Source organism: Acetobacter malorum (assembly GCF_002153605.1).
GTDB classification, from domain to species: domain Bacteria; phylum Pseudomonadota; class Alphaproteobacteria; order Acetobacterales; family Acetobacteraceae; genus Acetobacter; species Acetobacter malorum_A.
This window is the reverse complement of the sequence record NZ_JOPG01000054.1, coordinates 1-4,420: the sequence shown is the minus strand read 5'-3', so window position 1 is coordinate 4,420 and position 4,420 is coordinate 1. Positions and strand designations below refer to the sequence as shown.

Below are 4,420 nucleotides of genomic sequence, written 5' to 3'. Positions count from 1 at the left end.
CCCCGGCGGCGGGGCGGAAAAATCCCCGCCATTAACGTCCGGGTGACTATCCTCGCCCATCTCAAACAGGGCGGCATCATGCACTTCCTGCGCGGCAATCTCCTCTTCAAAAATGGAGGCCATGACAATGGCCGCCGCCCCTGCATCCGCCACACGCAGAATATGGTCCAGATCGGCAGTCAGGGGCGATGCGGACGCCACAATGGGGTGCCGCAGGGAAAGGCCCAGATACTGTGTTTCAAGGTTCATGCTCTTTAGTTCCCCGGTTCTTTGAGACCCTGCGGTTTTCAGTTCACATCTTCCCAGTGCGGCAGGAAGCGGCTGCCGTCACGGGCGGCCAGATCCTCATACAGGCGATAGCGCTCATTCAACGCCGCCTGCGCCTGATGCAGCATATGCGTCGCTGCTTCCGGATGCGTTCGGGTCAGCGTTTTGTAGCGCAGCTCCTGATAGGCATAATCTTCCAGCGGGATACGGGGCCGCGTTGAATCCAGCCGGAACGGGTTCAGCCCGTTTTTGCGCATGGTTGGGTCAAACCGGAACAGCGGCCAGTAGCCAGAGGCAACGGCCCGTGCAGCCTGCTTCATGCCTGTGCGCATATCAATGCCGTGCGCAATACACTGGGAATAAGCAAGAATGATGGACGGCCCCTCATACGCTTCGGCCTCCCGCATGGCGATAACAGCCTGTTCCGGGTTTGCGCCCATAGCGATCTGCGCCACGTAGACATTCCCGTAAGAAATAGCCTGCATGGCTAGATCTTTCCGCGGAGACCGTTTGCCTGCCGCCGCAAACTTGGCCGAGGCCCCCAGCGGCGTCGCCTTGGATGACTGACCGCCCGTGTTGGAATACACCTCTGTATCCAGCACCAGCACATTCACGTTCCGGCCCTGTGCCAGCACATGGTCCAGGCCGCCGGAGTCAATGTCATACGCCCAGCCATCACCACCGATAATCCAGACAGAGCGGCGAATAAGGAAATCCGCCACGGAAAGCAGCATGATGGCATCGGGCGCTTCTACGCCTTCCAGCTTCTGCTTAAGGGCAGCAACCCGCTTCCGCTGCTCTGCAAAATCCGCTTCCGTGTGCAGGGAGGCGCTCAGCAGAGCCTTGGCCAGATCCTCGCCCACCAGAGTGGACTGTTCCTGCACAAGCTTACGAGCCAGAGCCGTCTGTTCATCCGCCGCAATACGGAAGCCCAGACCAAACTCGGCATTGTCTTCAAACAGTGAGTTCGACCATGCCACCCCGCGCCCTTCTGCGTTGGCTTTCCAGGCATGGGCTGGCGTATTACCCGCAAAAATAGCGGAACAGCCTGTAGCATTCGCAATCTGGAGCCTGTCACCAAACAACTGGGAAACCAGCTTCAGATACGGTGCTTCACCACACCCAGCGCAAGCCCCGCTGAACTCAAACAGCGGCTCAAGGAACTGTACGCCTCGGACATTGGCTTCGTTAATGCTGGCCCGGTCCATATCCGGCAGTTTTTCAAAAAACGCGATATTCTGGCGTTCCTGCTCCAGAATAGGCAGCTTCTCCGCCATGTTGATGGCGCGTTTTTCCGTCTCGGGCACAATAGCCGGGCAGTTTTCCACGCACACACCGCAACCGGTGCAATCTTCCACATAAAACTGGAGGGTAAAGCGAGAGTCCGGATACCCCCGTGCATTGATCTCGGCCGATTTGAAAGAGGCCGGAGCGCCTTCCAGATCGTCTACATCATACATTTTGGCCCGGATGACACTATGCGGGCAGACAATGCTGCACTGGCCGCATTGCAGGCAGGCCTCTGCGTCCCACACAGGCACCTCCACTGCAATATTGCGTTTTTCATACTGCGTGGTGCCACCGGGGAATGTTCCATCCACCGGCATATGGCTGACAGGGATCAGATCCCCCCGCCCGGCCATAATCTCACCCGTCACCTGCCTGACAAACAGCGGCGCTGTCTCCGGCACAACCGGCGGCATCGGCACTGTTCCGGTGGCCTGTGCAGGCACCCGGACTTCATGCAGGGCCGCAAGGGCCGCATCCACAGCACGGAAGTTTAGCTGAACAACAGCATCCCCCTTTGCCCCGTAAGATTTCTGAATGGCCTTTTTGATTTCCGCAATCGCTTCATCCGCAGGCAGCACATTGGAGAGATGGAAAAAGCAGGTTTGCAGAATGGTGTTCACGCGTGGGCCAAGACCCAGATTGAGGGCAACATCAGACGCATTGATGACAAAAAACCGCAGTTTTTTGGAAACAATCTGGTCCTGCACTTTTCTGGGCAGCTGATCCCACACCTCGTCAGCCGAATACGGGCTGTTCAGCAGGAAAGAAATGCCATCATTCGCAGCCCCCAGCACATCACGCCGGAACAGGAAATCAAACTTGTGGCAGGCAATAAAATCCGCGTGGCGGATCAGATACGGCGCATTGATCGGGCTTTTGCCAAACCGGACGTGCGAGGCCGTCTGACCGCCGGATTTATGGGAGTCATAATCAAAGTAAGCCTGCGCAAACCAGCCGGGTTTTTCACTCAGAATTTTAACGCTGTTCTTGTTGGCCCCCACGGTGCCATCGGCCCCCAGACCATAGAACAGGCAGCGCACAGTGCCTTCCGGCTCGATATCAAAGTTCTCATCATAGGTCAGGCTGGTGTGCCCCACATCATCCAGAATACCGACGGTAAAGTGGTTCTTGGGGGACGGCTTAGCCAGTTCATCAAACACCGCCCGCGCCATGGCCGGGTTGAAGTCCTTGGAAGACAAACCATACCGCCCGCCAATTACACGCGGCATATGCGGGAAGGTCCCTTCCGCCACGCCTTCGGCCAGCACGCCCACCACGTCTGCATGCAGCGGTTCCATCGGAGCACCCGGCTCCTTCGTGCGGTCCAGCACCGCAATGGATTTTACGCTTTTTGGCAACGCATCCAGAAAGTGCTTCGCCGAGAACGGACGGAACAGCCGCACCTGCAAAACACCAACCTTCTGCCCCTGCTGGCACAACCAGTTGGCGGTCTCCCGCACCACTTCCGCGCCAGAGCCCATGCACACCACAACGCGCTCGGCATCCGGAGCGCCCTCATAGCGGAACAGCTGGTACTGGCGCCCTGTGAGGGCGGCAAAGCGGTCCATAGCGGCCTGCACACAATCGGGCACGCGCTGATAGAACGGATTTACGGACTCACGGCTCTGGAAATACGTATCCGGGTTTTGCCATGTCCCGCGGATAAACGGATTTTCCGGACTCAGGCCACGCTTGCGATGCGCCATCACCAGCTTATCGTCAATCATGGCACGGATGGTCTCATCCGGCACAAGATGCAGGCCATTATATTCGTGCGATGTGCGGAAGCCGTCCGTGAAGTGAATGAACGGCACGCGTGCCGCCAGTGTGGAGGCCTGCGCGATCAGCGCCAGATCATGCCCTTCCTGCACGGTGCCTGCCCCCAGAATGGCAAAGCCTGTGGCGCGCACAGCCATGATATCCTGATGGTCCCCAAAAATGGAGGACGCTCCGGCCGCCAGCGCACGCGCGGCTACATGAAAGACAACGGAGGTCAGTTCCCCCGCAATCTTGAACATGTTGGGGATCATCAGCATCAGCCCCTGCGAGGACGTAAAAGTGGTGGTCAGCGCACCACTTTGCAGGGAACCATGCACACACCCGGCTGCCCCGCCCTCGGCCTGCATTTCCTGCACCACCGGGATCGTCCCCCAGATGTTGCGGATCCCCTGATCCGACCAGGCATCAGCCTGTTCCGCCATGGTGGAAGACGGCGTGATGGGATAAATGGCGCAGACTTCATTTACGCGATAGGCAATATGGGCAACTGCGGTGTTGCCATCCATGGTCACACTTTGATCGGTCATGACGCTTTCCCTTCTCACGCGCGCACTTTGAAATTGACCGGCGCAATGGGCTCGCCAAGGCTGCCAGTGGTCGCGTTTTCATCCTGTGGTTCAGGCTGCATTTCTATGGCGTGGCAGGGGCACTGAGCGGCGCACAGCGCGCAGCCTGTGCAGAGATCAAGAGAGACCTCATACCCCTTCCCGCGCCCTAGCCGGGTAATGGCCTGCTCCGGGCAGGCTGCAAAACAGTTGTCACATTCAAAGCAGTTGCCGCAGGACAGGCAGCGGCCAGCCTCATAGCGGGCCTCGCGCTCACTCAGCCCGGCAGTGACTTCTTCAAACGTGTTGCGGTCCGTCAACGGGCGTTCCTGTTGTTTGCTACGCGGTGCATCCCGGTAGTCAGGGAGATGCAGCATGTCGAAGCTCACCACCGGATGGCTGGCCGGATGCACGTAGGGCTCGCCGTTCAGATAGGCATGAATGGCGTGGGCGGCGCGTTTGCCGTGCCCCGTCGCCGTTGTCATGGTCCGTGCACCGCCAATGCAGTCACCGCCTGCAAAAATCCCGGCCTCACCGGT

At 58.8% G+C, this 4,420-nt stretch carries 2 protein-coding genes and 1 pseudogene; all 3 read right to left on the bottom strand.

What is annotated here, in order from left to right; translation table 11 throughout:
* A pseudogene (locus HK23_RS13695) lies at nucleotides 1-249 on the bottom strand (hypothetical protein); the annotation flags it as partial.
* Between the two features lie 38 nt (nucleotides 250-287).
* Nucleotides 288-3,863 (bottom strand): pyruvate:ferredoxin (flavodoxin) oxidoreductase, encoded by a 3,576-nt coding sequence (gene nifJ, locus HK23_RS13690; protein WP_086654383.1) that lies wholly within the window; start codon nucleotides 3,861-3,863, stop codon nucleotides 288-290.
* Between the two features lie 14 nt (nucleotides 3,864-3,877).
* The coding region (locus HK23_RS13685; protein ID WP_179193918.1) for a 4Fe-4S dicluster domain-containing protein at nucleotides 3,878-4,420 on the bottom strand (543 nt) is incomplete at its 5' end.